Raw genomic sequence first — 24,174 nt, 5'->3', positions numbered from 1 at the left:
CCTTTTTAGGGTGCAAAGGAGAGCGTCAGTGCTTAAGCTGCTGCAAAGGCTTGGGTCTCCCCACCAGATACCCCTGCAGGTATTGGACGCCAAGCTGCAGCAGGATGTCGCGCTGCTCTTCCGTTTCGACATACTCTGCGACGACGCTGAGCTCTCTGGCCGCCGCCAGTTCGCAAATGGACTTCACGATAAGCTTATCCATCACATCGCCGGTGATATCGCGGACAAAGCAACCATCTATCTTAATGATATCCGCCTGCAGCTTCTTCAGGCGCTCATAGTTAGCGTAGCCTGTTCCAAAGTCATCAATAGCAATCTTAAAACCTTTCTCACGCAGCAGGGCAATATTTTGGTTAGAGGTTTCTGAGTTTGAAAATGCCTGCTCTTCCGTCACTTCAATGACGACCGCGCTGGTCGGCACCTTGTAAACGTCAAACTGGGCAATAATCTGCTGGGCAATCTCTTTTTGCATTAGCGTGAGCGGCATCAGATTGACCGAAAAGCGCGTCTGCTGCACGTTGCCTGGGTGCTTTGCAAGCCAGGTCAGCAGCATCTTCATCACCATCATGTCAAAACGGGTGCTGAGGTTAAATTCGGCAACAATCGGAATAAATTTATCCGGGGTGATGTGCTGCCCATCAATCACCAGGCGGCTGAGGATTTCGTGATAGCCCTTCCCTTCGCAGTCGACAATGGGCTGCGCGTAGAGCTGAAAGGCTTCTTCGTCTATTGCCTGCTTAATCTTTTGCAGCAGCAGCACCCGCTCGGTTGTTTGCCCGGAGACCGCCTGCAGCCTGGCATCAAGGCCAAGTACGCGCTGCGTGTCGCTGGCTTTTTCAGCCAGATAGCTTAATTGCCCGAGCATGCGCTGCAGCTCTTTCGGTGAATCCACAATGCCCCAGGAAGCCCCATATTCAATTTCAAGGGTAACATTGTGCCAGGGGATTTTCTTATTATTCAGGTGTTCAACAAAATAGGTAAGCCGGGCTTCTGTTTCGCCTTCCCGTAAAAACAGAAGCAGCTCACTGCCCGGCAGCTGAAATATTTTTTCCCCTTCCAGCAGCCAGGGTTGTAATTCTCTGGCAATGGTTTTCTTACAGTAAACACGCATCATCATGCCGTAATGTCGGCTAAGAAACTCAAAGTTCGCCATTCTCAGGCAGCAAAGTGCACCGGTTTGAAAGGTCTGAATATGTTCTTCAAGCGCGCGTAAATTAGGTAATTGCGTTAATGGATCTGTCTGCGCCTGGAGATGATAAACACGCTTCATCCATTCATTTTTATGGTATGAAGTGGCCATATACAACAGACATACGGTAAAGGAGATAAAGACTGACAGAATAAAGGAAAGAGCATATTGCGTATTTACGCCCTGCAAAAAACCCGTGTTGTAAGTCAATAATACCCATGCCGAAATCCCCCACAACAGAGAAACAGGCCTCGCACCAAGGCGACGGATCCCCAGGGTAAGCAGCACAAAGACCAGCGGAACCAGATAGCCGGCAATCAGTTCGCTATGCCACGGCGAACACATCAGCAGCAAATACACCATCCAGACAACCAGCCAAATCGGCGTATAGAAACGGTTTTTATCCTGCCTGTAGTGCCGGACACAGCGCCGCCAGAAACCGACCGCAAAATGCGGGTTCAACAGCATACGCAGCGGGTAATAGAAAAGCGTTGTAAAGATGAGCGAGGCCACGACAAGATTCAGCACATCAACAATCATGTAGATAACGGAACCGCCACCAAAGAATGGCGCCAGTTCTGGTGGGTACTCAATCACATTGCCTGTGAGGTACATCAGCAGTTTGATGGTAAACGGGGCGACAAAACCAAGCCAAAAAATACGCTGCCCCATGCCTTTATTGGGCAGCCCAAAACGCCAGCGACGGCCCACGTAGTGGCGGGTAATTAAACTGGCAATCAATAAGGGGAATAGCAGACAGAAAATAAAAGCAACCAGCGGCACAACGGCTAAATCAAGCAGCCAGCTGTAAACAACCAGCGACCCTAGCGTGAGCGGAATAATCGCAGACCGGCCATAAATAATAATCATTGCCATTATAAAGCTGAGCGGCAGATAGGCGAGGTAGGTTTTATGTCCATCAACAACGGTTGTCGGTGAAATATAACGAGAAAAGGGAATGAGAAGTAAACACAGCGCCAGGGCAACCGCTATTTTTTTTATCATCTTGTAAATAATCATAGGCCCTGGTGTTAATTTTATGTGATTGCTTAAAAAGGGTTTTTCGCTGGCAAGGTTACGTTTATTTATTGAGCGAATCAAGTTTCAGGCCTGCACAAAAGCAGAACTTACCCTACAGCAGAAATAATAGAACAAGCGGACATAAGTTGAGGTTTTTTTACCGAGGGTAGCCAAAAGCAGGTGTGTTGGAGTCTGAAAAGCAAAAACCCCCGCCGAAGCGAGGGTTCAAATTTTGGTGGAGCTAAGCGGGATCGAACCGCTGACCTCTTGCATGCCATGCAAGCGCTCTCCCAGCTGAGCTATAGCCCCACTGACAGGTGCTGATTTTACGGTACCAAATCTGCTGGTGAAGATTTGGTGGAGCTAAGCGGGATCGAACCGCTGACCTCTTGCATGCCATGCAAGCGCTCTCCCAGCTGAGCTATAGCCCCAAACCGTAAAGACCTTGTCGTGTTGACGGGCGGCATAATATGAAACCCCACATAGCGTGTCAACGGCAATTTGTTCTTCCGCGATCAATCGCCTAAAAAGCCATCGCCTTCGGCAATTCTCGGTTGCATATCATCCCGTTGTAGTTAATTCTGTCACAGTTTCGCGTTAGTCAGTTCAATAAAATGAACCACTAATAAAGCCGTTTCGGTCGCAATGAAAAGGAATCACTGTGCTCAAGGAAAGAATGACACCAGAAGAACTGGCCGTGATCACCGGCTACAGCCGCCAGACCATCAATAAGTGGGTGCGTAAAGAAAATTGGGAGACCTCACCTAAACCCGGCGTTCAGGGAGGAAAAGCGAGGCTTATCCATATAGATGAACAGGTCAGGGAATTTATCAATAGCACCCGACGAGTGACGGAAAATACAGCCCGCTACAGCACAACGGACGCCACCCTGGAAAATCTACTGCTCAACTCAGTGCAGCAAATGTCCGACAGCGAACAGAAAAAGATGTCTGCCATGCTGCTGCGGGACGGGATTGCCGGTTTACTTGCGCGGTTGGGGATCAGCGATAACGAATAATTGCCCGGCTATTGTCTTGTTGGCGTCAGGAAAAATAAAGGATTACTGATGTTCAAGGAAAAAATGACCGCCGATGAACTGGCGGAGATGACGGGTTACACCCGCCAGACAATTAATAAATGGGTACTAAAACATAACTGGGAAACCAGTAAAAAACGAGGCGTACCGGGTGGTAAAGCAAGATTTGTTTATATCTCCGAGCCGGTGAAAACGTTTCTCTCCAACACCAGCAAAATGAGTGAGAGAGTGGCATCTTATAGCGTCCTTCGAACGCCGCTGGAACAGCTGATGCTAAACACCCTGCGTACCTTATCCGAAGAAGAACAGCATAAAATAACCGAGATCCTTGAGAGTGAAGGCAGCGAAGGTTTGCTCAAGCTACTCGGAATTCAAAAGAATAAGTAAATAAAAAAGCCGGTGACTGAGCACCGGCTTTTTGCATCTACATTTGCGATGTTTACTGCTGAGCTTCACGCTCGCTGATGAAATCGAGCGCTTTATTAATGCGCGCCACGGAGCGCTGTTTGCCAATGGCATGCACGGTGACATCAAGTCCAGGAGACTGACCAGCCCCGGTCACGGCGACACGCAGCGGCATCCCCACTTTCCCCATCCCAACTTCCAGCTCATCAGCAGTAGCCTGTATAGCGTGATGAACGTTTTCTGCAGTCCAGTCGCTCAGCGCTGCCAGCTTGTCTCGCACCACTTCCAGCGGCTGACGCGCTACCGGACGCAGGTGTTTCTTCGCCGCATCGGCATCAAACTCGCTGAAATCTTCGTAGAAGTAGCGGCAGGTCTGCGCCATCTCTTTCAGGGTTTTACAGCGTTCGCCCAGCAGTTTCACCAGCTCAGACAGCTGCGGGCCGTTACGGGTATCAATATTTTCCTGCTCGATGTGCCATTGCAGGTGCGTTGCCACGTACTCTGGCTCCAGCGTATTGATGTAATGGTGGTTCAGCCACTGCAGCTTTTCAGTATTGAAGGCGCTGGCAGACTTGCTTACCGCGTTCAGGCTGAACATCTCAATCATCTCTTCGCGAGAGAAGATTTCCTGGTCACCGTGGGACCAGCCCAGACGCACCAGATAATTGAGCAGCGCTTCCGGCAGATAGCCGTCGTCGCGGTACTGCATCACACTCACCGCCCCGTGACGCTTAGACAGTTTTTTACCGTCGTCGCCGTTGATCATAGAAACGTGGGCATAAAGCGGAACCGGCGCGTTCAGCGCCTTCAGGATGTTGATCTGGCGCGGCGTGTTGTTGATATGGTCTTCACCACGGATCACGTGGGTGATCTCCATATCCCAGTCGTCCACCACTACGCAGAAGTTGTAAGTTGGGGAACCATCGGTACGGCGAATGATCAGGTCGTCCAGTTCCTGGTTACTGAATTCGATCGGGCCACGGATCTGATCATCAAAGATGACGGAACCTTCCTGCGGGTTGGCGAAACGCACAACGCACGGTTCGTCATCAGCATGGTGCTCATGGCTATGGCGGCAGCGACCGTCATAACGAGGTTTCTCGTTATTGGCCATTTGCTCTTCACGCAATGCCTCAAGGCGCTCTTTAGAGCAATAGCACTTATACGCCGTGCCCGCAGCAAGCATTTCGTCGATGGCCTGGTTGTAACGATCAAAACGCTTGGTCTGATAGTACGGGCCCTCATCCCACTGCAGGCTCAGCCAGTTCATCCCGTCCATAATCGCTTCGATGGCTTCCGGGGTTGAACGCTCGAGGTCGGTGTCTTCTATACGCAGCACGAACTCGCCTTTGTTATGACGAGCAAACAGCCAGGAGTAGAGAGCAGTACGGGCACCGCCAACGTGCAGATAGCCTGTTGGGCTTGGCGCAAAGCGAGTTTTGATTTTCATTAAACGGCCTTAGTTACACATATTTGCCGGCAAAGCGGCAATTGCCAGGGAAAATTAACAGGCAACATTCTATCACTGTGCGCTAATTCCTCAATGTTGATGCCTGTAGATAGCGGTAAAGCAGAGAATTTGATGATAAATCAAACGCCAATGCCTGTTTCTTGATCGCATCGTTTAATTTTAAGACGAACGAATAAAAACTTTAGAAAATGCGTTGACTCATTTTCAACTGTCCCTATAATGCGACTCCACAAACCGGGGGTGATTAGCTCAGTTGGTAGAGCATCTCCTTTACACGGAGGGGGTCGGCGGTTCGAGCCCGTCATCACCCACCACTCTTTAGAGTGACCCGGAATGTGAAGTAAGAGATTTAGAGATGGGTGATTAGCTCAGTTGGTAGAGCATCTCCTTTACACGGAGGGGGTCGGCGGTTCGAGCCCGTCATCACCCACCATCTCCTCTTATAAAATTAGCAGTACCGAAGTTTGGGTGATTAGCTCAGTTGGTAGAGCACCTCCTTTACACGGAGGGGGTCGGCGGTTCGAGCCCGTCATCACCCACCATCGGGTCGTTAGCTCAGTTGGTAGAGCAGTTGACTTTTAATCAATTGGTCGCAGGTTCGAATCCTGCACGACCCACCAATGTAGAAAGGCGCCCTAAAGGCGCCTTTTTGCTATCTGCGATTCGGGCAGGGTTCGAGCCTGCAGCAGGTTCGACAAAATCGCTTTTGATTTTGCGCGTCGCTAGCGACGGCCCGAAGGGCTACATCATCCTGCACGACCCACCAATGTGGAAAGGCGCCCTAAAGGCGCCTTTTTGCTATCTGCAGTATCTGAGAATCCATCGTCAAAAAATTATCAACTTCCTCGCCGCCAGGCCGATAACTCCCTTACCATTCCATCAAAGGAGTTATGATGACTACAATATCCAGTAATGCTCTTCAGGGCTCTCAGCTGACCACCGGCACAGCTACCGGGTCCTCTTCTGCCTCCGGCGGCACTGATAACAGCACAGCCTCGCAGATTGCCCAAATCAGCAAAAAAATTACCCAGCTGACGGAGAAACTGAGAGAAGTCTCCAGCACGCCGGATCGTCCAGCTGAAGAGAAAAAGAAACAGGTCGAGTTACTTCAGACCGAGATTAAAATGTTGCAGGCCCAGTTGGCGCAGCTTCAGCGCAAGCAGGCTGAAGAAGCCCAGCAGAAGCAGGAACAGCAGCAGATCAAGGCCACAGGCGTGAACAAACCTTCCGACGATCACCAGATTGATATTTATATCTAGTCGTCCATAAATAGCGGGTCGCCAATCCGGGCCAGGGTTAAAAGCCTGGCCTGTTCCCGCACCTCCTGCCAGATAGCTTCCGCCGCACGGGAAAGCGATCGGTTCTTTCGCCTGACCAGCATCAGCTGTCGGTTTATGACCGGCGTTAACCGCTTCACCACCAGCGGTCTCCCTTGTGGCAAAGGCAGCGCCAACGCGGGCAACACGCTTAAACCAATCCCAGCTTCTACCATCGGGTACAGCGTTGCGGGGTGCCCAATCTGCTGAACAACGTTCACCTCGATCCCCTGCCGGACAAAAGCCTCATCAATCAACGGGCGGCTGCCCGAGGCATAATCTTGCAGCACCAGCTTTTGCCCCTGCAGCGCCTGCCAGTCAATCTGCTCCCTCTCAGCAAACGGATGATCGCTGCGGCACAGCAGCAGAAAAGGCTCAGACAACACCGTTTCACACTCCAGATCGCTAGCCTGAACCGGATCGATAACTACGCCAAAATCAACTTCGCCCTGGCGGATACTCTGCAAAACCCACTGCTGGGAAGCATCATGCAGCATAAATCGAATATTCGGATAAGCCTCCGCACTGGCAGCGATAGATTGCGGCATCAGGTGCGCGGATAGCGTCTGGCTGGCGGCCACGCGAACCGTGCCGCTAAGCTGATGCCCAACCACGCGAGCATCCAGCAACGTTGTGGTCAGCTCTTCCAGCAGCCGCTCAAGGCGAGGAGCCAGCAACTCTCCCGCAGGCGTAAGCACCACTTCCCTGGTAGTACGGTCAAGCAGCTTCACGCCCAGCTCGGCTTCCAGCTCCTTCAGGCTGTGGCTTACGGCTGACTGGCTAAGACCAATACTCTCCCCTGCCCGACTGAAACTGCCGGCATGGGCTACGGCCACGAATACGCGAAGCTGACGCAGGGAATAGTTCATCTATTTTCTTCATCAATGTATTTAATAAATCAATTTTATTTCTGAAATTAGCAGAAACACAATAGCGCCCTTCACCTTTGAGGAATGACTATGAAATTGCTCCGCATTGTCGACCCCTTTACGTTAACGCTGGTTTGTACCGTCCTGCTGGCCTCTTTCTTCCCGGCACAAGGCAGTTTTGTCGGTTTCTTCGAGGGGCTGACCACCGCCGCCATCGCCTTATTGTTCTTTATGCATGGCGCCAAACTGTCTCGCGAGGCGGTGATCTCCGGCGGCGGCCACTGGCGGCTTCATCTGTGGGTGATGTGCAGCACATTCGTCCTGTTCCCGGTGCTTGGCGTGTTGTTTAGCTGGTGGAAACCGGTCAATGTCAGCCCCGAACTTTACAGCGGGTTCCTTTATCTTTGTATTTTGCCCGCCACGGTACAATCGGCCATCGCTTTTACCTCTATTGCCGGGGGCAACGTCGCGGCGGCTATTTGTTCAGCCTCGGCATCAAGCCTGCTGGGCATTTTTCTTTCGCCATTGCTGGTTGGCCTGGTGATGCATGTTCAGGGTGCAAGCGGCAGCCTGCATCAGGTGGGCAGCATTATGCTACAACTCCTGGTGCCGTTCGTGGCCGGGCATCTGATGCGGCCCTGGATTGGTGCCTGGGTGGCAAAAAACAAGAAATGGATCGGCAAAACTGACCAGACTTCGATTCTTCTGGTGGTCTATTCCGCCTTTAGTGAAGCCGTGACGCACGGCATCTGGCATAAGGTTGGCGCGGGTTCGCTGCTGTTTATCGTAGCTTCCAGCCTCGTGCTGCTGGCCATTGTGATAGCGGTAAATATCTTTGTGGCGCGGCGCTTTGGCTTTAGCAAAGCGGATGAAATTACGATTGTTTTCTGCGGATCGAAAAAGAGCCTGGCCAACGGGATCCCGATGGCTAATATTCTATTTCCGGTTGCTGCCGTGGGAATGATGGTGCTGCCGCTGATGATCTTCCACCAGATCCAGCTGATGATATGCGCCGGTATGGCCCGGCGTTACCAAAGAAAAGCGGCTGCAGCCGGTGAAAAACAGGCCGCAGCCATCAGAACCTAGTGCCGCTTGAGGGGCCGGACCAGGTTGTCCAGCCCTTCCACTTTAATCAGCAGCGTCAGGGCCATCAGCTCACCGAGATGGCCCGCGGGGAACTCCCCTTTGCGGGAAAACCACAGCAAATACTCTTCCGGTAAATCAATCAGCATCCGGCCTTTGTATTTACCAAAGGGCATGGCCGTGTTGGCTATCTCAATGAGCTGTTCTTTGTCCATTTAGTCACCCAGCAAACGAATCATTTCCGCTTCGTCAATAACCTGAATGCCCAGCTCCTGCGCCTTGACAAGCTTGGAGCCGGCCGCTTCCCCGGCTATGACAAGATCGGTTTTTTTCGACACGCTTCCGGCCACTTTTGCACCGAGCGCGGTCAGCCGGTCTTTGGCTTCGTCACGGGAAAGAATGCTCAGCGAGCCGGTGAGCACCACGGTTTTCCCGGCAAACGGGCTGTCGATCTCTTCCGCTTTGACGACCACAGGCGCAGGCCAGTGGACCCCGGCCTCTTCGGTAAGCTGACGGATAACATCCCGGTTGCTCTCTTCGGCAAAGAAGTTAAAGGTATGCGTCGCCACAACAATGCCGACATCCGGCACTTTTTGCAGCTCCTCAATGCTGGCCGAGATAAGCGCATCCAGCGTGCCGAAGTGCGCGGCCAGCCCTGCGGCGGTGGCTTCTCCGACCTCACGAATACCTAAGGCATACAGGAAGCGAGCAAAAGTTGTCTCTTTGGCTTTTTCCAGCGCATCCACAACGTTTTGTGCCGATTTAGGCCCCATGCGATCCAGCCCGGTAAGCTTACCCGCCGTCAGCTTGAACAGATCGGCTGGCGTGTGAACGTACTCTTTCTCCACCAGTTGATCGATGATTTTGTCGCCCATGCCGTCAACGTCCATCGCACGGCGGGACACAAAGTGCTTCAGCGCCTCTTTGCGTTGGGCACCACAAATCAGGCCCCCGGTACAGCGGGCAACAGCTTCGCCTTCCACACGCTCAACGTCTGAACCGCAAACCGGGCACTGCGTTGGGAAGACGATTGCCTGAGTGTCTTCCGGGCGTTCAGACTCCACCACGCCAACAACCTGCGGGATAACATCCCCGGCGCGACGGATCACAACTCTGTCACCAATGCGCAGGCCAAGACGCTCTATTTCATCGGCATTGTGCAACGTCGCGTTGCTTACCAGTACCCCAGCAACCTGCACCGGCTCCAGACGAGCGACGGGCGTAATTGCGCCGGTACGCCCTACCTGGAACTCCACGTCTCGCACGGTGGTCATCTGTTCCTGCGCTGGAAACTTAAACGCAACGGCCCAGCGCGGCGCTCTCGCCACAAAGCCCAGCGTTTCCTGCAGCGCAAGCGAGTCAACTTTGATAACCACGCCATCAATATCAAAGCCCAGCGTTGGGCGATCGGCCTCTACCTGATGGTAAAACGCCAGCACTTCTTCCGGTGTGCTGCACAGACGGATGCGGTCGCTGACCGGCAATCCCCAGGCCTTAAACTGCTGCAAACGCGCCATGTGGCTGGCTGGCAGTTCACCGCCTTCCAGCAACCCCACGCCGTAGCAGAAGAAGGTCAGCGGGCGTTTAGCGGTAATGCGCGGATCTAACTGGCGCAGCGAGCCTGCCGCCGCATTGCGAGGGTTGGCAAACACTTTCCCGCCAGTACGGCGAGCTTCTTCGTTGATTTTTTCGAATCCTGCCTGCGGCAAGAAAACTTCTCCACGCACCTCAAGGCGACGAGGAATATTGTCTCCGTGGAGTTTAAGCGGTATCGCGCGAATGGTTCGGACGTTAGACGTGATATTTTCACCGGTTGTGCCGTCACCGCGTGTCGCGGCCCGCACAAGAACACCGTCTTCATACAGCAGGCTTACCGCCAGACCATCCAGTTTTAGTTCACAGCAAAACGTCAGAGCATCGCTGCTTTTGAGCCTGTCCAGCACGCGTTTGTTGAACGCCAGGTAGCTTGCTTCATCGAAAACGTTATCGAGGGACAGCATCGGCACTTCATGGCGTACCTGGGTGAACTCGCTCAGCGGCGCAGCACCGACTCGCTGGGTCGGTGAATCCTGGGTAATCAATTCCGGATGCGCTTCTTCAAGCGCACGGAGTTCGCGCATCAGCCTGTCGTATTCCGCATCGGGAATTTCGGGATTATCCTGCACATGGTACAGATATTCATGATGGCGAAGCGTGGTTCGCAGGTGGTTAAGTTGTTGTTCGATTGAGTCCATATCGCACCATCAATGATAAAAAACCCCCGACAGGCGGGGGTTTAGGGGGAAGATTCAGGCCGGGATTCAGGCGTTGGCTTCAACAACCTCGCGGATCCTGTCCTGGTACTCGCGCAGCTTTTGCGGAGTCATCATGCGACGCTGATCGTCGAGCACCACGCCACCGACTTCATCGGCGATGTGCTGCGCAGACTGCAGCATCAGCTTAAAGTTTTGCGCTGCATTGCCGTAGGACGGCACCTGCATAAAGATGGTCACGCCTGGCGTGGCGAAATCCGCCATGTTCTCAGGGTCGAAAGACCCAGGTTTAACCATATTCGCCAGGCTAAACAGAACTGGACCGCTGCCATCAGGGCTAAGATGGCGGTGGAAAATATTCATTTCACCAAACTTGAAACCGGCCTGCTGAATGCTGTTCAACAGCAACTCGCCGTTTAACATCGTGCCCGCGTGGGCAGCGACGTTCATCACGATCACCGTCTCTTTTTTCACTGGTGCAGGCTGCGGCACTGGTTCAGCAGCCACAGGCTCTGGCGTTGGTTCCGCAGTGAACTGTGGTGCAGGCTGAACGGGAGCGACCGGCTGTGGCTCAGGCACTGCCGCCGGAGCTGGCGCAGGAGGTGCGACAGGACGCACTGGTTCCACATGCTGAGGCGCGGGCTCAACGTGGTGCGGGGTAACCGGCTCAGGCTGGCGCGATTGCGGGGCAGGACGAGGTTCTGCTGACGCATACGGCGGCTCATAGTTGTGCTGAGGTGCCTGAGGTTGACGTGGCGCATTCGCTTCACGAGAGGCAGATTCCGGCACGGGCGCAGTACGACGCACGCGCACTTCACCGACGCCTTCTTCTTCCTCATCATCCTCTTCTTCGTATTCGTCACGCTTCGACTTCATACGTTTCAAAGGGCGATCGCGGAACACGGACGAGCGTTCCTTACGACTGGTCCACAGACCGTGAACCAGTAAGGCTATTATGGCGATTGCGCCAACAATGATTAATATCAGACGCAAATCCTGCATCATTATATTCTCTGTTGTTCTAACACCTTGCCACCGCGGCAAACATTTACTCACTAAGAGTATTTGCCCATCTGCTCAAGTGCAAGTGCGAGCACGGTTTTCTCACCATAAAGATAGCGTAAGCGCACCTTTTAGCTGATTTTTCGACCAATTCCTGGCAAGTTTTTCTGAATGCAGTCAGTTATGATAGCGAAGCAGCTAACTGCATTGACCTGATAAGGAGTCTGCTCAGATTATGGTTTCATCTTCCGGAACCCCGCCGCGCAGTGGCGTGTATTATTTTTCCCAGGGCTGGAAACTGGTTCGCGAACCCGGCATCAAGCGTTTCGTCGTGCTGCCGCTGTTGGTCAATATCATCTTGCTTGGTGGCGCTTTTTGGTGGTTATTCACGCGTCTTGATGTCTGGATCCCGTCGATGATGAGCCACGTGCCAGACTGGCTACAATGGCTGAGCTACGTGCTTTGGCCACTGGTAACGCTCTCGGTGTTATTGGTGTTTGGTTACTTCTTTTCGACAATCGCAAACTTGATTGCCGCGCCGTTTAGCGGCCTGCTGGCAGAGCAGCTTGAAGCTCGCCTTACGGGCGCAACGCCGCCGGATACGGGCGTGCTCGATATAATGAAAGATCTGCCACGCATCATGAAGCGTGAGTGGCAAAAGCTAGCCTGGTATCTGCCGCGCGCGCTAGTCCTGCTTCTGCTCTACTTTATTCCCGGCATTGGCCAAACCGTCGCCCCGGTCTTGTGGTTCTTATTCAGCGCATGGATGTTGGCGATTCAATACTGCGACTACCCTTTTGATAACCATAAAGTGCCGTTCAAACAGATGCGAGTGGCGCTTCGCGAGCAAAAGATCGTCAACATGCAGTTTGGCGCGCTGGTGAGCCTGTTCACGCTGATCCCGGTTCTGAACCTGTTTATCATGCCGGTTGCCGTCTGCGGCGCGACGGCCATGTGGGTGGACTGCTATCGGGCAAAACACGCCATGTGGAAATAATGCTCTCAGGAAGGGAAGCGGCTTATGCTATGGCTTATTCCATGTTGCATTGGCTTATTTCCCTTCCACATATAGATATGCTATTTCCTTACTTCCGCATATTTCCTGAGCGGGTATGCTGGACCGGTATCCCAAAATTCAGACAGTTAAGGACGAGCCATGAGCAAAATTTATGAAGACAACTCCCTGACAATCGGCCACACGCCGCTGGTTCGCCTGAACCGTATCGGCAACGGACGCATTCTGGCTAAGGTGGAGTCCCGTAACCCAAGCTTTAGCGTCAAATGCCGTATTGGTGCCAACATGATTTGGGATGCCGAAAAACGCGGCGTGCTGAAGCCTGGCGTGGAGTTAGTCGAACCTACCAGTGGCAACACCGGTATCGCTCTGGCCTATGTCGCGGCAGCGCGCGGCTACAAGCTGACGCTGACCATGCCGGAAACCATGAGCATCGAACGCCGTAAGCTGTTAAAAGCGCTGGGTGCAAACCTGGTGCTGACCGAAGGCGCTAAAGGCATGAAAGGTGCCATCCAGAAAGCCGAGGAAATCGTCGCCAGCGACCCGGCTAAATACTTACTGCTTCAGCAGTTCAGCAACCCGGCAAACCCGGAAATTCACGAAAAAACCACCGGCCCGGAAATCTGGGAAGATACCGATGGTGAAGTGGATGTGTTTATCGCCGGCGTCGGTACCGGCGGTACGCTGACGGGCGTCAGCCGCTACATCAAAAATACCAAAGGCAAAACCTCGCTCATTAGCGTGGCGGTAGAACCAACGGATTCTCCGGTAATTACTCAAGCGCTGGCGGGTGAAGAACTGAAGCCTGGTCCGCATAAAATTCAGGGTATCGGGGCCGGATTTATCCCTGGTAACCTCGATCTGAAGCTTATCGACAAAGTAGTCACTATCAGCAACGACGACGCCATTGCGACCGCTCGCCGCCTGATGGATGAGGAAGGTATTCTCGCGGGTATCTCTTCCGGTGCCGCCGTGGCCGCCGCGCTGAAACTTCAGGAAGACGAAGCCTTTACCAATAAGAATATTGTGGTTATCCTTCCGTCCTCCGGGGAGCGCTATTTGAGTACTGCTTTGTTTGCCGATCTGTTCACTGAGAAAGAACTGCAACAGTAATGCCAGTATTTGATATATGCTTAAAAAAGCACCCGTGAGGGTGCTTTTTTGTGGTCTGCATCAAACTTTCACCCTCATCGGCATTGCGCTTACCCCCGCAGGTCTGGTATTTAACCAGCAATTATTTTGATGCGCGAAATTAATCAAGCTGTGAGATGCGCCTGCTGAATCGATTTAACGATTTGGTGCCTATCTGGTTTTCACGGCATAATGATGAAGAATCTGTGAAACACGCTGTTGGCGTTTTTTTCACGATTCCCATGCATCCAGTGCCCCGTTCCTTTGACGATGGCGCTAACGATACAGGCTAAAGTGTGGCCGCCAGGCTAGACTTTAGTTCCACAACACTAAACCTATAAGTTGGGGAAATACAATGTTCCAGCAAGAAGTAACTATTACCGCTCCGAACGGTCTGCATACCCGCCCTGCTGCTCAGTTTGTTAAAGAAGCTAAAGGCTTCACTTCCGAAATCACTGTGACTTCCAACGGCAAAAGCGCCAGCGCTAAGAGCCTGTTCAAACTGCAAACTCTGGGCCTGACTCAGGGTACCGTAGTGACGCTCTCCGCCGAAGGTGAAGATGAGCAGAAAGCCGTTGAGCATTTAGTAAAACTGATGGCTGAACTCGAGTAAGTTCTGGGTTCTTCGTAAATATCAGTCACAAGTAAGGTAGGGTTATGATTTCAGGCATTTTAGCATCCCCGGGTATCGCTTTCGGCAAAGCACTTTTGCTGAAAGAAGATGAAATTGTCATCGACCGGAAGAAAATTTCTGCCGACAAAGTTGAGCAGGAAGTTGAACGTTTCCTCAGCGGGCGCGCCAAAGCATCCGAGCAGTTAGAAGCGATCAAAATTAAAGCTGGCGAGACCTTCGGTGAAGAAAAGGAAGCTATCTTCGAAGGCCACATTATGTTGCTGGAAGACGAAGAGCTCGAGCAGGAAATCATAGCCCTTATCAAAGACAAGCTGGTCACGGCGGACGCTGCGGCATACGAAGTGATTGAAGGCCAGGCAACGGCTCTGGAAGAGCTGGATGACGAATACCTGAAAGAACGTGCGGCTGACGTACGTGACATCGGTAAGCGTCTTCTGCAGAACATTCTCGGCCTGAACATTATCGATTTAAGCGCAATTAAGGATGAAGTTATCCTGGTTGCCAAAGATCTGACCCCGTCTGAAACCGCACAGCTGAACCTGAAAAAGGTGCTGGGTTTCATCACCGACATCGGCGGCCGTACCTCCCACACTTCCATCATGGCGCGCTCCCTTGAGCTGCCAGCGATTGTGGGCACCGGTAGCGTCACCTCCGACGTGAAAAACGACGACTATCTGATCCTCGACGCGGTTAACAACAAAGTTTACGTTAACCCAACCAACGAGCAGATCGAAGAGCTGCGCGCCGTTCAACAGCAGGTTGCCTCTGAAAAAGCAGAGCTGGCTAAGCTGAAAGACCTGCCAGCCATCACCCTCGACGGCCACCAGGTCGAAGTGTGTGCCAACATTGGTACCGTGCGTGACATCGACGGTGCTGAGCGTAACGGCGCTGAAGGTGTGGGTCTGTATCGTACCGAATTCCTGTTCATGGACCGTGACTCACTGCCAACCGAAGAAGAGCAGTTTGCCGCGTACAAAGCCGTGGCTGAAGCCTGTGGCTCTCAGGCGGTTATCGTCCGTACCATGGACATCGGCGGCGACAAAGAGCTGCCGTACATGAACTTCCCTAAAGAAGAGAACCCGTTCCTGGGCTGGCGTGCCATTCGTATCGCCATGGATCGCAAAGAGATCCTGCGTGACCAGGTTCGCGCTATCCTGCGCGCCTCTGCTTTTGGCAAGCTGCGCATTATGTTCCCGATGATCATCTCTGTTGAAGAAGTGCGTGCCCTGAGAAAAGAGATTGAGATCTTCAAGCAGGAACTGCGTGACGAAGGCAAAGCATTCGATGAATCTATCGAAATCGGCGTGATGGTCGAAACCCCTGCGGCTGCGACGATTGCTCGTCATCTGGCCAAAGAAGTCGACTTCTTCAGCATCGGCACCAACGATTTAACTCAGTACACCCTGGCAGTTGACCGCGGTAATGATATGATTTCACATCTTTACCAGCCGATGTCACCGTCCGTACTGACTCTGATTAAGCAAGTTATTGATGCTTCTCATGCAGAAGGTAAATGGACCGGTATGTGTGGTGAGCTTGCGGGCGACGAACGTGCTACACTTCTGTTGCTTGGGATGGGCCTGGACGAATTCAGTATGAGCGCCATTTCTATCCCACGTATCAAGAAGATTATTCGTAACACGAACTTCGAAGATGCGAAAGTGTTAGCAGAGCAGGCTCTTGCTCAACCGACAACGGACGAGTTAATGACGCTGGTTAACAAGTTCATTGAAGAAAAAACAATCTGCTAATTCACGAGATGCTGCCCAAATTACTGCTTAGGAGAGAAGGCTAATGGGGTTATTTAGTAAACTGTTCGGTGACAAAGGCAATAGCGACACCGGAACCATTGAGATCGTTGCTCCACTGTCTGGCGAAATCGTTAACATTGAAGACGTGCCGGACGTCGTGTTTGCTGAAAAAATCGTTGGTGATGGGATCGCTATCAAACCAACCGGCAACAAAATGGTTGCTCCGGTTGACGGCACCATCGGTAAAATCTTTGAAACCAACCATGCCTTCTCTATCGAATCCGATAGCGGCATTGAGCTGTTTGTTCACTTTGGTATCGACACCGTTGAGCTGAAAGGCGAAGGCTTTAAGCGCATCGCTGAAGAAGGCCAGCGCGTGAAGAAAGGCGACGTGGTTATTGAGTTCGACCTGCCGCTGCTGGAAGAGAAAGCCAAGTCTACCCTGACACCGGTTGTTATCTCCAACATGGACGAAATCAAAGAGCTGATCAAACTGACAGGTAGCGTGACCGTGGGCGAAACCCCGGTTATCCGCATCAAGAAGTAAGATTCATGCAGAGAAAAAGGCACCCTGGGGTGCCTTTTTTATTGGCTGCGATTCAGCGAGGAAGAATCAGTTCATCTGAGCGCTGCCCCTGAGTCCAGGTCATCACTTCAAACACCCGATGCGCAGCTTCTCCTGCGGCAACCGCCACCTGCTTGCCTGCAAGTATTCGGCTTACCAGCTCGGCGCAGAACAAATCCCCGGTGCCTTTCAGGTCGGTCACCACGCGAGCGTGGCTGGTCACATCGGCTTCATCAGCGGTCACCGTCACCACGGAAATAGTATCCGCGCAGTTCCCCGGCGCACTGGTTATTACCACCCAGCGCAATGTTTCAGAGAGAAGACTTCTGGCCGCCATCACCGCCTGCTCCAGCGTATCGCAGGGCATTCCGGTCAGAATATGCAGTTCAAAGAGATTAGGCGTGATCCCTTGTGCATGAGGCAGCAGCGCCGTGCGATAAGCTTCAGGAATACCCGCCTTGACGTAAACACCGCTGTCGGTGTCCCCCATTACCGGGTCGACAAGTATCAACAGCTCAGGATGGCTTTTGCGTCTTTGACGCAGCCACTCCGCCAGCAGATGGATTTGCTCCGCACTGCCCATGTAACCCGTCGTCACGGCCTTCAGTTCGCGCAACGCATCCCGTTCTTCGAGCGCTCGCAGATAGCCGCTAAACCAGTCCGCCGGGATCACGCCGCCATAAAACGTATCGTAATGCGGCGTGTTGCTGAATAACACCGTTGGCACCGCCATCACCCGCCAGCCATGCTGCTGAATCGCCGGAACCGCGATACTGTTCCCGACGCTGCCGTAAACGACCTGAGATTGCACCGCCACAATATCGGCCTGCAGCGCCCGGCCTGCATCGTGAAACAGTACAGACTGTATATCGTTATCCTGACTCATATTTTCCCCTTGCCCGCCAGACAGCTAAGGTCTGAATTGCGAAGCGGCCATTATAGCCAGACCCGGGCGGTACAACCATGCTAAGAGCGCCCTCTTTATTCCGGTAATAGCAGAGATACAGCTACCATCCTTCAGATTTATCGAATTAACGACAAAAGTAATATTTTCTTTCAGCCGTTACACCTTGAAAATGTATCACCTGAATGATGAAGAAAACATTATTACCGATTAGTGCTGGATACCTGGAAATTAATAACCACCACTTAAACATCACATCAACAAAATATCCATTACATCATAAGGATATATCTTCACCACCCGCTGTTTACATTGTCGACTCATGCCTGCCTTACAATTCCACAAGGTTAAACTCCATAATTTCACCTATAACAAAAGTTCCCTCCGGAGAATAAACCTCACTCTGCATGAATATAAGGAAGCTATTATATGAAAGATATATCCAGAAGAAGCTTCATGGCCTTTGCCGCAGGCGGTACCGTCGTATTAGCGGCCGGGCAGGCCCATGCCCACGATGACAAAGTAAAATCCTATCCGGCAAGCGTGCGCGATCCGGGCCCTCACGACCCCATCTGGGAAGCTGAAAACCCTGACATTGTTAACCCGCCCGCTACCGACAGCGGCACGTTGCCGAACCTGCGCTACTCCTTCAGCGATGCCCATGTCAGAAAAGGCACCGGCGGCTGGACCCGACAAGTCACCAAGCGGGAGCTGGGGATTTCAACCACCATCGCCGGGGTAGACATGCGCCTGAATGCCGGAGGCATCCGCGAACTTCACTGGCACAAAGAGGGTGAATGGGCCTACATGACCTACGGCAATGCGCGGGTAACGGCCTTCGATGCAAAAGGAGGCTGGTTTGTGGATGATATCGGCGTCGGTGATTTATGGTATTTCCCGCCGGGCATTCCTCACTCCATTCAGGGTATCGGGCCTGACGGCTGTGAGTTTCTTTTGGCTTTCGACGACGGCGGATTTGATGAAGACAGTACGTTCCTGTTATCCGACTGGTTTAAACATATCCCTCCGGAGATATTAGCAAAAAACTTCCAGGTGCCCGTGTCTACATTTTCTAAACTGCCTTCACCTGCTGATGAATATATTTTCGCGGGTACAGTACCCGGCAGCCTTGCCTCAGACAGTATTAATGGCGCAGCTAAATCAGAGATTAATTTCACCCACCATATGCTGGCTCAGGATCCGATCAAAGCCCCTGGCGGCACCGTCAGAATAACGGATTCATCTAATTTCCCGGTGTCGAAGACTATTGCGGCAGCCCTGGTGGAAATAGAGCCCGGCGGGCTGAGAGAACTTCACTGGCACCCAAATAACGATGAATGGCAGTACTATCTTGAAGGGGAAGGCAGAATGGGCGTTTTCGCCTCTTCGGGTCAGGCCAGAACCTTTGATTACCGCGCCGGGGATGTCGGCTACGTTCCCTTTGCGATGGGGCATTATATCGAGAATACCGGCACCACAACCCTGCGTTTCCTGGAACTGTTTAAAAGCGACTATTACGCGGATATTTCGCTTAACCAGTGGCTGGCCAGCACGCCGCCTGAGCTGGTGAAACAGCATTTACAGCTTGATGATACCTTTATGAAGGCGTTGAGCCTGCATAAAAACCCGGTTGTGAAGTAAGCCTGCTCTCAGGAAAAGATCGCCTCAGGCGACCTTTTCCTGGCTTACAGCGTCAGATGCCAGCGCCCTGAACGTAGCTCTCTTCCCCGAACACGCCGGTAGAAAGATAGCGATCGCCTCTGTCGCAAATAATAGCGACCACTACGGCCCCCGGATTTGCTTTGGCTACGCGCAACGCACCCGCCACTGCCCCGCCGGAACTTACGCCGCAGAAAATCCCCTCTTCCATCGCCAGGCGGCGCATCGTCTGCTCGGCTTCGGTCTGCGCCATGTCGATGACTTCATCCACCAGTGTCGGGTTGAAAATTTTCGGCAACCACTCTTCTGGCCAACGGCGGATCCCCGGGATGCTGCTGCCCTCTTCCGGCTGCAGCCCGACAATTCTCACTGGCTTGCTTTGCTCGCGCATAAAACGACTCACGCCGGTTATCGTACCCGTCGTGCCCATGCTGGAGACAAAATGCGTGATTCGCCCTTCGGTCTGCCGCCAGATCTCCGGCCCGGTCGTCGTGTAATGCGCCAGCGGGTTATCCGGGTTATTAAACTGATCGAGGATCTTGCCTTCGCCACGGTCGGCCATTTGCTGAGCCAGCTCACGCGCGCCTTCCATGCCCTGAGCTTTGCTGACCAGAATCAGCTCGGCGCCGTAAGCCTGCATCGCCGCCTTGCGCTCCATGCTCATGTTGTCCGGCATCAGCAGCTTAATACGGTAGCCTTTGAGCGCAGAGATCATCGCCAGCGCAATGCCGGTATTGCCGCTGGTTGCCTCAATCAGCGTATCGCCGGGTTGTATTTCCCCTCGTTTTTCCGCCTGAACAATCATCGACAGCGCCGCGCGATCTTTAACCGAACCTGCCGGGTTATTTCCTTCGAGTTTGACCCAAATCTCGCTGCCGTTCGTCAGCCCGCTGCGCTGCAGCCGGACCAGAGGAGTATTGCCAATAGTGCTTTCTAAAGTGATCACTTGCCTGCCCGCAATAAATGAAAAAGCGGCCTCGGTGGGCCGCTAGTGCGTGTCCTGTCGGGGTAAATTATCAGGCGGACTGCGCCAGGTCTACACCCTGAATACGGTTGGCACCTTCATACAGGCGCGCGTTTTGTAATCCCACAAACAGACGCTCACCGCGCTGCGGAATTTGCTGTTCCTTCAGAACCACCGTCAGCGGTTCGTCATACCAGCCCAGCGGCTGCACAACCAGCTGCATGTAATGCCCGCGCGGACTGACTTCCAGCACCTGCACCGGCAGAGGTGAATCAAGATTCGTGCGGCGGCTGACGTCCACTTCCCACGGACGCAGGAACAAATCAACATCCCCCTGATGGGCCGGCGTGAACCCCAGCGGCCAACGATGCGCGCCGACGTGGAACTGGCTCCCACGAATCACGCCTTTCAGGCGGTTAACCTCGCCGAGGAACTCCAGCACGAAGCGGGTCGCGGGCTCACGCCAGACCTGCTCAGGCGTATCGACCTGCTCGATATTGCCCTGGCTCATCACCACCACGCGGTCGGCAACTTCCATCGCTTCTTCCTGATCGTGCGTCACAAACACGCTGGTGAACTTTAACTCTTCGTGCAGCTCGCGCAGCCAGCGGCGCAGCTCTTTACGAACCTGTGCGTCCAGAGCGCCAAACGGTTCATCCAGCAGCAGGATTTGCGGCTCCACCGCCAGCGCACGCGCCAGGGCAACACGCTGCTTCTGCCCGCCGGACAACTGCGCCGGGTAGCGGTCGGCCAGATGGGAAAGCTGCACCATTTCCAGCAGTTTCGTCACTTTCTGTTTGATCGCAGAGGCGGAAGGCCGTTCGCGACGCGGCAGCACCGTTAAGCCAAAGGCGATATTGTCGAATACCGACATATGGCGGAACAGCGCATAGTGCTGAAACACAAAGCCGACTTTGCGATCGCGGGCATGCATCCGGCTGACGTCGGTGCCGTGGAAGCTGATGCGACCGCTGTTCTGGTGCTCCAGCCCGGCAATAATACGCAGCAGCGTAGTTTTACCAGAGCCGGACGGACCAAGCAGCGCCACCATCTGACCAGAAGGGATATCCAGCGAGATATCGTTCAGCACCTGGGTGCGTCCAAATGACTTCTTAATATTGGCAATATCAATGCTCATGATTTTCCTCCTGCTTCAGGCGTTTTTCCTGATTATTCAGACGCCACTGCACCGCACTCTTTAAGAACAAGGTCAGGACTGCCATCAGGGTCAACAACGCCGCGGCGGTAAACGAACCAACGGTGTTGTAATCCTGCTGCAGTAACTCAATCTGTAACGGCAACGAGAACGTCTCGCCGCGAATCGAACCGGACACCACCGACACCGCGCCAAATTCACCGATGGCGCGGGCGTTGGTCAGCACCACGCCATAAAGCAGGGCCCAGCGAATATTGGGCAGCGTCACGCGGCGGAACATCTGCCAGCCGGAAGCGCCCAGTAAAATCGCGGCTTCATCTTCCTGGCTGCCCTGGCTTAGCATCACCGGCACCAGCTCACGCACCACAAACGGGCAGGTGACGAAGATAGTCACCAGCACCATGCCCGGCCAGGCAAACATGATTTGCAGGTTGTGGGCATCCAGGAACCCCGCCAGCGGGCCGTTAGAGCCATAAAACAGCAGATAAACCAGGCCCGCAACCACCGGGGAAACGGCAAATGGGATATCCAGCAGCGTCAGCAACAATTGGCGGCCAGGGAAGTTAAAACGCGTCACCAGCCAGGCCAGCAGCGTGCCGAACACCAGGTTTACCGGCACGGTAATCAGGGCAATCATCACCGTCAGCCAGATGGCGTGCAGCATGTCCGGGTTAGCGATATTTTGCAGCGCGGGCATCAGCCCCTTGGAAAAGGCTTCTACAAAAATAGACGCGACCGGCACCACCAGAATCAGGAAAGAGACGAGCACACCGATGGCGATCAGCGCCCATTTTCCCCAGTTAATGCGGGAGCGGGTATAGTTTTTCAAAGCAGTGACGTCCGTCATCAGTGACCTACCACGCGTCGACCAAAGCGACTCTGCAACGTGTTAATGGTGAACAGCAGCAGCAGCGACGCCGCCAGAATCACTGACGCAATGGCGCTGGCCGCCGGGTAATCAAACTCCTGCAGGCGCACGAAGATCATCAGCGAGGTGACTTCCGTCTTCCAGGCGATGTTTCCGGCGATAAAGATAACCGCGCCAAACTCCCCCAGGCTGCGGGTGAAGGAAAGCGCTACGCCCGCCATCAGTGCCGGAGAAAGCTCCGGTAGCACTACACGGCGGAAACTCTGCCAGCGAGTCGCGCCGAGCGTTTCAGCAGCCTCTTCGTATTCTGGCCCCAATTCTTCCAGCACGGGCTGAACGGTGCGCACCACAAACGGAATGCTGGTAAACGCCATCGCGACGGCAATACCCAGCCAGGTGTAAGTCACCTTAATGCCAAACTGCGCCAGCCACTCGCCGTACCAGCCGTTGACAGAAAACAGCCCGGCGAGGGTTAAACCCGCCACCGCGGTGGGCAGCGCAAAGGGTAAATCCATCAGCGCATCTAGCAGGCTGCGCCCCGGAAACTGATAACGCGTCAGGATCCAAGCCATTAACAGGCCGAACACGCCGTTAAACACGGAAGCCAGCGCGGCGGAAAGCAGCGTGACTTTATAGGCGGCCACGACCTGCGGGTTGGTAATCACGTCCCAGTACTGGGAGAACGACATTTGCGCCAGCTGCATCACCAGCGCGCTCAGCGGCAGCAGCAGGATCAGGCAAACAAACAGCAGGCTGGTGCCGAGGCTAAGCGTAAACCCCGGCAATACGCGTTTTGAACGGCTGGCAAACATTAACTACGCCCCGTCGCTAACAGCTTGTCCAGCTCCCCGCCGGTAGCAAAATGCGTTTTCATCACTTCCGGCCAGCCGCCGAACGCATCTTCCACGCGGAACAGCTCGGTCTGTGGGAATTTATCTTTCAGCTTATCCATTACCTGTGGGTTATTCACGCGGTAGTAGTAATCGGTAATGATGGTCTGCGCCTGAGGGCTATAGAGATAGTTCAGGTAGGCTTTGGCCGCTTTTTCCGTGCCGTTGGCCTTCACGTTTTTATCCACCCAGGCAACCGGGAACTCGGCCAGAATGTTGACCTTCGGCACTACGACTTCATAACCGTCTTTGGCGTACTGGTTGCGGATATTGTTCACTTCTGATTCAAAAGAGATCAGCACGTCGCCCAGCCCACGCTCGACAAAGGAGGTTGTCGCCCCGCGGCCGCCGGTATCAAACACTTCGACGTTTTTCAGGAATTGCGTCATGAACTGCTCGGTTTTGGCTTTATCGCCGCCGTCAGCTTTGTCTGCCGCACCCCAGGCTGCCAGATAGGTATAACGAGCGTTACCAGAAGTTTTCGGATTCGGGAAAATGAGCTTCACGTCCGGGCGCACAAGATCGCTCCAGTCGTGGATGTTCTTTGGGTTGCCTTTGCGCACCAGGAAAGCCATGGTGGAGTAGAAAGGCGAGCTGTTGTTGCCCAGACGGCTCTGCCAGTCCGCCGGGATCAGGTTGCCTTTGTCGTGCAGGATCTGCACATCGGTCACCTGGTTATAAGTTACAACGTCAGCTTTTAAGCCCTGCAAAATGGCCAGCGCCTGTTTTGATGACCCGGCATGAGATTGTTTTATCGTCAGCTTGTCGCCGTTATTCTCCTGCGCCCACTGTTTTTCAAACGGCGGGTTAAGCGCGGCAAACAGCTCGCGGGACACATCATAAGAGCTATTCAGCAGCTCGGTTGCATGGGCAGAGCCTGCCAGCAGCAAAGAGACAGCGAGCGCGTTCCATACTTTTTTAACTGACCTGATTGCCATGCTTCGCCCTTATAAATGTGATGAATGCCATAAACTCATGACAGTCAGTGTATTTA

General features: G+C 53.5%; 22 protein-coding genes and 6 tRNA genes. 14 read left to right on the top strand and 14 right to left on the bottom strand.

What is annotated here, in order from left to right:
• Nucleotides 1–25: 25 nt before the first annotated feature.
• From ACREYP_RS06245 to ACREYP_RS06235, 3 genes are all read right to left on the bottom strand, one after another.
• Nucleotides 26–2,194 (bottom strand): EAL domain-containing protein, encoded by a 2,169-nt coding sequence (locus tag ACREYP_RS06245; RefSeq protein WP_498881194.1) that lies wholly within the window; start codon nt 2,192–2,194, stop codon nt 26–28.
• A gap of 248 nt (nt 2,195–2,442) precedes the next feature.
• A tRNA-Ala gene (locus tag ACREYP_RS06240) sits at nt 2,443–2,518 on the bottom strand.
• A 46-nt stretch (nt 2,519–2,564) separates the two neighbouring features.
• A tRNA-Ala gene (locus ACREYP_RS06235) sits at nt 2,565–2,640 on the bottom strand.
• Between the two features lie 230 nt (nt 2,641–2,870).
• Here ACREYP_RS06235 and ACREYP_RS06230 point away from each other — a divergent pair.
• Nucleotides 2,871–3,227 (top strand): YfeC-like transcriptional regulator, encoded by a 357-nt coding sequence (locus ACREYP_RS06230; RefSeq protein WP_166990751.1) that lies wholly within the window; start codon nt 2,871–2,873, stop codon nt 3,225–3,227.
• Between the two features lie 48 nt (nt 3,228–3,275).
• A complete protein-coding gene (locus ACREYP_RS06225) occupies nt 3,276–3,632 on the top strand; it encodes a MerR family transcriptional regulator (RefSeq protein ID WP_498881193.1) in 357 nt (118 codons plus the stop codon).
• Between the two features lie 52 nt (nt 3,633–3,684).
• Here the strand turns inward: ACREYP_RS06225 and gltX are convergent, their stop codons facing one another.
• Nucleotides 3,685–5,100 carry a glutamate--tRNA ligase gene (gene gltX, locus ACREYP_RS06220; protein WP_008459604.1) on the bottom strand — a complete coding sequence of 472 codons (1,416 nt, stop codon included), beginning with the start codon at nt 5,098–5,100 and terminating at the stop codon, nt 3,685–3,687.
• 259 nt (nt 5,101–5,359) lie between these two features.
• Here gltX and ACREYP_RS06215 point away from each other — a divergent pair.
• The 5 genes from ACREYP_RS06215 to ACREYP_RS06195 all read left to right on the top strand — a co-directional run bounded on the left by ACREYP_RS06215 (nt 5,360) and on the right by ACREYP_RS06195 (nt 6,380).
• Nucleotides 5,360–5,435: transfer RNA gene (locus ACREYP_RS06215), tRNA-Val, on the top strand.
• A 43-nt stretch (nt 5,436–5,478) separates the two neighbouring features.
• Nucleotides 5,479–5,554: transfer RNA gene (locus ACREYP_RS06210), tRNA-Val, on the top strand.
• Nucleotides 5,555–5,587: 33 nt separating this feature from the next.
• Nucleotides 5,588–5,663: transfer RNA gene (locus tag ACREYP_RS06205), tRNA-Val, on the top strand.
• Between the two features lie 2 nt (nt 5,664–5,665).
• Nucleotides 5,666–5,741, top strand: a tRNA-Lys gene (locus tag ACREYP_RS06200).
• 273 nt (nt 5,742–6,014) lie between these two features.
• On the top strand, nt 6,015–6,380 hold the full coding sequence (locus ACREYP_RS06195) for a FlxA-like family protein (RefSeq protein ID WP_008459602.1): 366 nt from the start codon (nt 6,015–6,017) through the stop codon (nt 6,378–6,380).
• On the opposite strand, the gene ACREYP_RS06190 is transcribed toward ACREYP_RS06195, so the two are convergent.
• Nucleotides 6,377–7,306: a LysR family transcriptional regulator gene (locus ACREYP_RS06190; protein ID WP_008459600.1), complete on the bottom strand. Its 930-nt coding sequence runs from the start codon at nt 7,304–7,306 to the stop codon at nt 6,377–6,379. The two genes, ACREYP_RS06195 and ACREYP_RS06190, sit on opposite strands and share 4 nt — an antisense overlap.
• 90 nt (nt 7,307–7,396) lie before the next feature.
• Here ACREYP_RS06190 and ACREYP_RS06185 point away from each other — a divergent pair, with 90 nt between their 5' ends.
• Nucleotides 7,397–8,392, top strand: coding sequence for a bile acid:sodium symporter family protein (locus ACREYP_RS06185; protein ID WP_336819300.1), 996 nt, complete (start codon nt 7,397–7,399; stop codon nt 8,390–8,392).
• Here ACREYP_RS06185 and ACREYP_RS06180 read toward each other — a convergent pair.
• The 3 genes from ACREYP_RS06180 to zipA all read right to left on the bottom strand — a co-directional run bounded on the left by ACREYP_RS06180 (nt 8,389) and on the right by zipA (nt 11,646).
• Entirely contained in the window at nt 8,389–8,604 is a 216-nt protein-coding gene (locus ACREYP_RS06180; RefSeq protein ID WP_039295779.1) for a DUF3820 family protein, read from the bottom strand. The two genes, ACREYP_RS06185 and ACREYP_RS06180, sit on opposite strands and share 4 nt — an antisense overlap.
• A complete protein-coding gene (ligA, locus tag ACREYP_RS06175) occupies nt 8,605–10,623 on the bottom strand; it encodes an NAD-dependent DNA ligase LigA (RefSeq protein ID WP_336819301.1) in 2,019 nt (672 codons plus the stop codon). It abuts the gene before it with no gap.
• A 66-nt stretch (nt 10,624–10,689) separates the two neighbouring features.
• A complete protein-coding gene (zipA, locus tag ACREYP_RS06170; protein WP_336819302.1) occupies nt 10,690–11,646 on the bottom strand; it encodes a cell division protein ZipA in 957 nt (318 codons plus the stop codon).
• A 232-nt stretch (nt 11,647–11,878) separates the two neighbouring features.
• Between zipA and cysZ the strand changes: the two genes are divergently transcribed.
• The 5 genes from cysZ to crr all read left to right on the top strand — a co-directional run bounded on the left by cysZ (nt 11,879) and on the right by crr (nt 16,721).
• Nucleotides 11,879–12,640: a sulfate transporter CysZ gene (gene cysZ / locus ACREYP_RS06165; RefSeq protein WP_008459591.1), complete on the top strand. Its 762-nt coding sequence runs from the start codon at nt 11,879–11,881 to the stop codon at nt 12,638–12,640.
• Nucleotides 12,641–12,799: 159 nt separating this feature from the next.
• Entirely contained in the window at nt 12,800–13,771 is a 972-nt protein-coding gene (gene cysK, locus ACREYP_RS06160) for a cysteine synthase A (protein ID WP_008459590.1), read from the top strand.
• 373 nt (nt 13,772–14,144) lie between these two features.
• On the top strand, nt 14,145–14,402 hold the full coding sequence (gene ptsH, locus ACREYP_RS06155; RefSeq protein ID WP_002913505.1) for a phosphocarrier protein Hpr: 258 nt from the start codon (nt 14,145–14,147) through the stop codon (nt 14,400–14,402).
• A 44-nt stretch (nt 14,403–14,446) separates the two neighbouring features.
• Complete coding sequence (gene ptsI / locus ACREYP_RS06150) at nt 14,447–16,174, top strand: phosphoenolpyruvate-protein phosphotransferase PtsI (RefSeq protein WP_045783391.1); 1,728 nt, start codon at nt 14,447–14,449, stop codon at nt 16,172–16,174.
• Between the two features lie 43 nt (nt 16,175–16,217).
• Complete coding sequence (gene crr / locus ACREYP_RS06145) at nt 16,218–16,721, top strand: PTS glucose transporter subunit IIA (RefSeq protein WP_008459580.1); 504 nt, start codon at nt 16,218–16,220, stop codon at nt 16,719–16,721.
• A gap of 52 nt (nt 16,722–16,773) precedes the next feature.
• On the opposite strand, the gene pdxK is transcribed toward crr, so the two are convergent.
• The gene (gene pdxK / locus ACREYP_RS06140) at nt 16,774–17,625 is read right to left on the bottom strand and encodes a pyridoxine/pyridoxal/pyridoxamine kinase (protein ID WP_336819303.1); all 852 of its coding nucleotides are present in this window, start codon (nt 17,623–17,625) and stop codon (nt 16,774–16,776) included.
• A 447-nt stretch (nt 17,626–18,072) separates the two neighbouring features.
• On the opposite strand from pdxK, the gene ACREYP_RS06135 reads away from it, so the two are divergent.
• Entirely contained in the window at nt 18,073–19,284 is a 1,212-nt protein-coding gene (locus ACREYP_RS06135; RefSeq protein ID WP_336819304.1) for a cupin domain-containing protein, read from the top strand.
• A 52-nt stretch (nt 19,285–19,336) separates the two neighbouring features.
• On the opposite strand, the gene cysM is transcribed toward ACREYP_RS06135, so the two are convergent.
• From cysM to ACREYP_RS06110, 5 genes are all read right to left on the bottom strand, one after another.
• The gene (cysM, locus tag ACREYP_RS06130) at nt 19,337–20,248 is read right to left on the bottom strand and encodes a cysteine synthase CysM (RefSeq protein ID WP_039295805.1); all 912 of its coding nucleotides are present in this window, start codon (nt 20,246–20,248) and stop codon (nt 19,337–19,339) included.
• 70 nt (nt 20,249–20,318) lie between these two features.
• The gene (gene cysA, locus ACREYP_RS06125) at nt 20,319–21,404 is read right to left on the bottom strand and encodes a sulfate/thiosulfate ABC transporter ATP-binding protein CysA (RefSeq protein ID WP_008459576.1); all 1,086 of its coding nucleotides are present in this window, start codon (nt 21,402–21,404) and stop codon (nt 20,319–20,321) included.
• On the bottom strand, nt 21,394–22,269 hold the full coding sequence (cysW, locus tag ACREYP_RS06120) for a sulfate/thiosulfate ABC transporter permease CysW (RefSeq protein WP_008459574.1): 876 nt from the start codon (nt 22,267–22,269) through the stop codon (nt 21,394–21,396). The genes cysA and cysW overlap by 11 nt, the downstream gene beginning before the upstream one ends.
• Nucleotides 22,269–23,102 (bottom strand): sulfate/thiosulfate ABC transporter permease CysT, encoded by an 834-nt coding sequence (gene cysT, locus ACREYP_RS06115; RefSeq protein ID WP_008459572.1) that lies wholly within the window; start codon nt 23,100–23,102, stop codon nt 22,269–22,271. Before cysT ends, cysW begins: the two co-directional genes overlap by 1 nt.
• Nucleotides 23,102–24,118, bottom strand: a complete 1,017-nt coding sequence (locus tag ACREYP_RS06110) for a sulfate ABC transporter substrate-binding protein (RefSeq protein ID WP_008459570.1) — start codon at nt 24,116–24,118, stop codon at nt 23,102–23,104. Before ACREYP_RS06110 ends, cysT begins: the two co-directional genes overlap by 1 nt.
• Nucleotides 24,119–24,174: the final 56 nt, after the last annotated feature.

Source organism: Enterobacter sp. TMH.L2 (assembly GCF_050847315.1).
In the GTDB taxonomy this organism is placed as follows: Bacteria; Pseudomonadota; Gammaproteobacteria; order Enterobacterales; family Enterobacteriaceae; genus Cedecea.
This window is presented reverse-complemented; position numbering and strand designations above follow the sequence as displayed.

What these genes read in the sequence shown, in the direction of transcription:
- ACREYP_RS06225 (WP_498881193.1), top strand. Translation starts at nt 3,276, where the DNA reads ATGTTCAAGGAAAAAATGACCGCCGATGAACTGGCGGAGATGACGGGT.
- cysT (WP_008459572.1), bottom strand. Translation starts at nt 23,102, where the DNA reads ATGTTTGCCAGCCGTTCAAAACGCGTATTGCCGGGGTTTACGCTTAGC.
- cysK (WP_008459590.1), top strand. Translation starts at nt 12,800, where the DNA reads ATGAGCAAAATTTATGAAGACAACTCCCTGACAATCGGCCACACGCCG.
- ptsI (WP_045783391.1), top strand. Translation starts at nt 14,447, where the DNA reads ATGATTTCAGGCATTTTAGCATCCCCGGGTATCGCTTTCGGCAAAGCA.
- pdxK (WP_336819303.1), bottom strand. Translation starts at nt 17,625, where the DNA reads ATGAGTCAGGATAACGATATACAGTCTGTACTGTTTCACGATGCAGGC.
- ACREYP_RS06135 (WP_336819304.1), top strand. Translation starts at nt 18,073, where the DNA reads ATGAAAGATATATCCAGAAGAAGCTTCATGGCCTTTGCCGCAGGCGGT.
- ACREYP_RS06110 (WP_008459570.1), bottom strand. Translation starts at nt 24,118, where the DNA reads ATGGCAATCAGGTCAGTTAAAAAAGTATGGAACGCGCTCGCTGTCTCT.
- gltX (WP_008459604.1), bottom strand. Translation starts at nt 5,100, where the DNA reads ATGAAAATCAAAACTCGCTTTGCGCCAAGCCCAACAGGCTATCTGCAC.
- ACREYP_RS06185 (WP_336819300.1), top strand. Translation starts at nt 7,397, where the DNA reads ATGAAATTGCTCCGCATTGTCGACCCCTTTACGTTAACGCTGGTTTGT.
- ptsH (WP_002913505.1), top strand. Translation starts at nt 14,145, where the DNA reads ATGTTCCAGCAAGAAGTAACTATTACCGCTCCGAACGGTCTGCATACC.
- crr (WP_008459580.1), top strand. Translation starts at nt 16,218, where the DNA reads ATGGGGTTATTTAGTAAACTGTTCGGTGACAAAGGCAATAGCGACACC.
- ACREYP_RS06190 (WP_008459600.1), bottom strand. Translation starts at nt 7,306, where the DNA reads ATGAACTATTCCCTGCGTCAGCTTCGCGTATTCGTGGCCGTAGCCCAT.
- cysA (WP_008459576.1), bottom strand. Translation starts at nt 21,404, where the DNA reads ATGAGCATTGATATTGCCAATATTAAGAAGTCATTTGGACGCACCCAG.
- ACREYP_RS06245 (WP_498881194.1), bottom strand. Translation starts at nt 2,194, where the DNA reads ATGATAAAAAAAATAGCGGTTGCCCTGGCGCTGTGTTTACTTCTCATT.
- ACREYP_RS06180 (WP_039295779.1), bottom strand. Translation starts at nt 8,604, where the DNA reads ATGGACAAAGAACAGCTCATTGAGATAGCCAACACGGCCATGCCCTTT.
- cysW (WP_008459574.1), bottom strand. Translation starts at nt 22,269, where the DNA reads ATGACGGACGTCACTGCTTTGAAAAACTATACCCGCTCCCGCATTAAC.
- ACREYP_RS06195 (WP_008459602.1), top strand. Translation starts at nt 6,015, where the DNA reads ATGACTACAATATCCAGTAATGCTCTTCAGGGCTCTCAGCTGACCACC.
- cysZ (WP_008459591.1), top strand. Translation starts at nt 11,879, where the DNA reads ATGGTTTCATCTTCCGGAACCCCGCCGCGCAGTGGCGTGTATTATTTT.
- zipA (WP_336819302.1), bottom strand. Translation starts at nt 11,646, where the DNA reads ATGATGCAGGATTTGCGTCTGATATTAATCATTGTTGGCGCAATCGCC.
- ligA (WP_336819301.1), bottom strand. Translation starts at nt 10,623, where the DNA reads ATGGACTCAATCGAACAACAACTTAACCACCTGCGAACCACGCTTCGC.